3 protein-coding genes and 2 pseudogenes are annotated in these 4,231 nt (G+C 72.5%); 1 reads left to right on the top strand and 4 read right to left on the bottom strand.

Annotation, left to right across the window (positions count from 1 at the left end):
• A pseudogene (gene manB, locus ACRDP3_RS03360) lies at window positions 1-604 on the bottom strand (phosphomannomutase/phosphoglucomutase); the annotation flags it as partial.
• A gap of 117 nt (window positions 605-721) precedes the next feature.
• Window positions 722-1,120 (bottom strand): DUF3499 domain-containing protein, encoded by a 399-nt coding sequence (locus tag ACRDP3_RS03365; protein ID WP_431515292.1) that lies wholly within the window; start codon window positions 1,118-1,120, stop codon window positions 722-724.
• Between the two features lie 318 nt (window positions 1,121-1,438).
• Here ACRDP3_RS03365 and ACRDP3_RS03370 point away from each other — a divergent pair, with 318 nt between their 5' ends.
• On the top strand, window positions 1,439-1,912 hold the full coding sequence (locus ACRDP3_RS03370) for a metallopeptidase family protein (RefSeq protein ID WP_431515294.1): 474 nt from the start codon (window positions 1,439-1,441) through the stop codon (window positions 1,910-1,912).
• 73 nt (window positions 1,913-1,985) lie between these two features.
• Here ACRDP3_RS03370 and ACRDP3_RS03375 read toward each other — a convergent pair whose 3' ends face one another.
• Entirely contained in the window at window positions 1,986-3,536 is a 1,551-nt protein-coding gene (locus ACRDP3_RS03375) for a DUF5719 family protein (RefSeq protein WP_431515293.1), read from the bottom strand.
• Window positions 3,533-4,231 (bottom strand): annotated as a pseudogene (locus tag ACRDP3_RS03380) (family 2 glycosyl transferase); the annotation flags it as partial. The gene ACRDP3_RS03375 and the pseudogene ACRDP3_RS03380, both read right to left, overlap by 4 nt.

A 4,231-nucleotide genomic window follows, 5' to 3' on the forward strand; every position in this document is an offset into this window, starting at 1 on the left:
GCCCCTCGAAGACTGTGGGGACGGTGTGTCCGCCCATGCCGTTCCCCGCGTCCACCACCGCACTCAGCGGCCGGATGCCGGTGAGGTCGACCAGCGTGCGCAGATGCGTCGCGTAGTCGGCCAGCACATCCTGCCGGGTGATGGTCCCGGTGGGCTGCCCGGAGGCACCGTCCGCGGGCGCCGCCGCCGGAAGGCCGGACTCGGACCAGCGCTCGACGAGGGCCCGGATGTCGGAAAGCCCGGTGTCCTGGCCCACCGGTGCGGCTCCGGCCCGGCACATCTTGATGCCGTTGTACTGCGCGGGGTTGTGGCTCGCGGTGAACATCGCGCCCGGCAGGTTCAGTTCACCGCTGGCGAAGTAGAGCTGGTCGGTCGAGCACAGCCCGATCTCGGTGACATCCGCGCCCCGTCCGGCCGCACCCCGTCCGAAGGCCCGCGACAGCCCCGGAGACGAGGGCCGCATGTCGTGACCGACCACGATGGCCGACGCACCGGTGACGTGGACGAAGGCGGCACCGAACAACTCGGCGAGCCTTTCGTCCCATTGGTCCGGCACTACGCCGCGCACGTCGTACGCCTTCACGATCTCCGACAGATCAGCCACGGGCCGGCCCTCTCCTGGGTGCTCAGGTGGTCCTCGACGACTTAACAGCTCAACCGCCGAACGGAGCCCCAAACCTACCCGCAGGGACTTCGCGACCGGCCGCGGCCGGTCGCCCCATCAGGGCTCCGGCGACCTGAGCACCCGCAGGTGACCGCGGCGCGCGACCTCCATCGGGTCGGAGTCCCGGCCGTTCGGGCCGCCCACCGCGTCGGACGGCGCCGCTCCCGACGGGTCACGCCGGGGCGTACGGGCCGCCTCCCGCACGGCGTTGGCGAGCGCCTCGAGGTCGTCGCCGCTGGGCCGGACCTGGCCCGGGTCGACGGCGAGCCGTACGACTTCCCAGCCGCGCGGGGCGGTCAGCCGCTCGGAGTGCTCGGCACACAAGTCGTAGCAGTGCGGCTCGGCGTAGGTGGCGAGTGGGCCGAGAACGGCGGTGGAATCCGCGTAGACGTACGTCAGCGTCGCGACGGCGGGACGGCCGCATGCGGTGCGCGAACAGCGACGTACAGGGCTCACGACGATGGACCGTACCGCACTCTTGAGCGGGCTGCGACGACTCCCCTTGACGTCACTCCGTCGTGTCGTTCTGGTTGGCTGGAAACACCTGATCTGCGAGAAGGCGAGGGAGCCGGCGTCCGTGCGATCGGGAATGGCGGGCGAACGCGGGCCAAGCGGTCGGGAGTCGCCCCGAACCATGCCTTTCGAGGCGAGATCAACGGTCGCAACGGGTGCGGGAAACAGACCTGAAAGAGACGGGACCGGTCATCCGGAGACACGGACGGTGAATGGACGGTGCTGGTGTGTGACAGCCGCGTGGAGGCTAGGCTCCTGATGATGAACAGCCCTGTACCGCCGGGCCGCCCGTACCGGGCCGACGAGCCCGGTCGCGCCGATCCGCGCCCGCGCCGGCGCGACCGTCACGGGCGCGGCATGCGTGGCCCGGTGGCACCACCCCAGGTGCCGCTCGCCGTCACCCGCACAGACGCCTTCGACGACTTGGTGCGCGACTCGGTCGGCAGGCTGGAGCGGCGTTGGCCGCAGCTGTCCGGCGTCGAGTTCGCGGTGCAGGAAGTGCCGCGTGCGGGCAGTGACGAGGACGACCAGGCCGACGCCGTGCCACTGGGCCGGGTGGCCGAGGCGGAGGACGGCCGACCGGACCGGATCGTCGTCTACCGCCGCCCGGTCGAGATCCGCACCCGCAGTCGCGACGAGCGGGCACTGCTCGTGCACGAGGTCGTGGTGGAACAGGTGGCCGAACTGCTGGGCCTGTCCCCGGAGTCGGTCGATCCGCGGTACGGGCAGGACTGAGGAGCGGCCCTCTCCGGCACGGTCACCCCGGGGTCGCCCGAGACACGACGGCGGACCGGGCGAAGCCGTCCGCTCAGTCCCCCTCGGTGAGCACCGACAGGTCCTGGCCGGAGTCGGGCACCGACACCATGCCGCGGTCGTCGGGCAGCGTCTGCACCGTGAAGGCGGGCACACCGTCCGTCTCCCGCTCCAGCATGCGCGACGCGTACAGCGAGCCGCCGGAGAGCCGCTCGACAGTCACCGCGTAGCTGCCCTTGCCACCGTCCGGCCGGGGCGGGACAAGGGACTTGGTGGTGTTTCCCTTCACTGTGTACGTCTTGCTCACCGGGCTCCCGCCATCGCTGCCCGCCGAAGAGGTCACGCGTACCTTCGCCGACTTCCCGGTCGCGGTCAGCGACAGCCGGGAGCCCTTGTCCCGGCTGCCCGCGGCGGTGGCCCGCTCCTCGACCGGGGCCGTCGAGGGGATGAAGGCCGTTTCCTGCTTCGCTCCCTTGCCACGCGTCACGCGCAGCGCCGCGACCACGGGGGTGGCGTCACCCTCCGACGGGGTGAGGACGAGTGAGCCCGCCTCGCCCTTGGTGAGGTCCCGCAGATCGACGGCGGCCGTCATCCCTCCCCGTACGTGCAGGGTCTCGTGGCCGGCCGGGGTGATCTGTCCGGACGGGCTCGCGAGCCGGACCTTGAGGTCGGCGTCGTTCTCCCCGGGGGCGAAGACGACGAGGCGTACGGCGGTGGCGTCACCGGGGATTCCCGGCAGGACCGCGCTGGGGTTGGCGTCCGCGGCCGCGGACAGCCAGTCGCCGCCCAGCTTCTCGTCGACCGCCCGCACCTGTGCGCCCACGCGGCCGGTACGGGAGACCACATGAAGCGCCACATTGGTCATCGGCTGCGTGGTCAGCGTCGACAGCAGCACAGGCACCGTGGAATGGGGCGGGATGGTGATGCCCTCACCCGACGCCGTCCGCTGCCGGCCGTCCTTGCCGTACAGGTCCAGGTCGACGACGGCACTCGTGCTGTCGGGGTTGGTCAGCTGGACGTGGTCCTGCCGCTGCTTGTCGGTGCTTGCCCCGGGGAACCAGAAGTCGGTGTCCGGCACCGAGCAGGCCGAGCCCTGCAGCCCGCGCCCGGCGCCCGCGGCGACCTGCGTGGTCTGCTGGACCGTCCAGCCGGGCGCGAACCGTCCGTCGGCGGAACCCACCAGCGCGGGTCCGTCGGCCACGTCCGTCGTGGCCGTCACGGGCTTGCCGGGGGCCTTCAGGGGAACGACGGGCTTCTCCTCGGCCGCACCGTCCTTCTTCCCGTCCTTCTTGTCCTTCTCGCCCTTGCCCTTGTCGCCCTTGCCACCCTCGTCGGGCGGACCGTCGGCGTCCGCCTCCGGAGCCGGATACAGCTCGGCGCCACCCTTGCCCTCGCCGCCCTTCGGCGAGAAGGCGGTGTACTCCGTCTCCGCGACGTCGGAGGTGCTGGCCTGCGGGCACACGAGAGTGGAGCGCTCGACCGGCTTGCGCCCGGCCGCCGATACGCCCGCCGGTGTCTCGTCGCCGGGCGCCGCGACAGCGGCCACACCGGTCACGGCGGCGAGCGCGGTGACCGCGCCGATGAGGGTCAGGGTGGTGCGGTTCACTGCTGATCGCTCCTGTTGCCGTACCGGGGGTCGTAGTCGTACGGATCGGCCGGTCCCGCGTATGGGTCGTACGGCTGTGACGTGTCCCCGTCGCCGTAGGGCTGCCGAGGCGGCGCCGGTGGTTCCGGCGGCGCGTACCGCGGCTCACCGTAAGGCTGTTCGTACTCCGTGCCGTACCGGCCGTACTGGCTGTACTGCTCGTACTGGCTGTACCCGCTGTCGTCGACCCCGGGCTCGTAGTACCCCTGCCCCGCCGTCTCCGGCGCCCGCGCCGGCGGTTCGGGCACGGCTGGGTCCGCTGGTGCGGTCGCTGTGTCTGCTGGGGCGGTCGCGCCGTCCGGCGTGCCCTCCGCCGCGCGCAGCCTGCGCGCCCGACGCCCCTCGCCCTGAACGGCCTGCGCGGGTACGGGTGCGGCCTCCGGCAGATCGTCGTCGACCTCACGCCGTCGTCCGGGCAGGGTGAGGACGACCACCACGACGGCCAGGAAGCCCTGCAGCCACACCCATCCGGTGTGCGCCGCGCTCGTCTCGTGGGTGAGGTCGAGGCGGCCTCCCGCCGCGGGGAGCCGGAAGCCCTGTGCCCACCCGTCGACCGTGACCGGGTCCAGCGGCGCCCCGTCGAGCGTGGCCCGCCAGCCGGAGTCGACGGCGTCCGCGACCCGCAGCACCCGCCCGTCGGAGCCCGGGCGCAGTTG

This window comes from Streptomyces sp. (genome assembly GCF_050698815.1).
GTDB lineage: Bacteria > Actinomycetota > Actinomycetes > Streptomycetales > Streptomycetaceae > Streptomyces.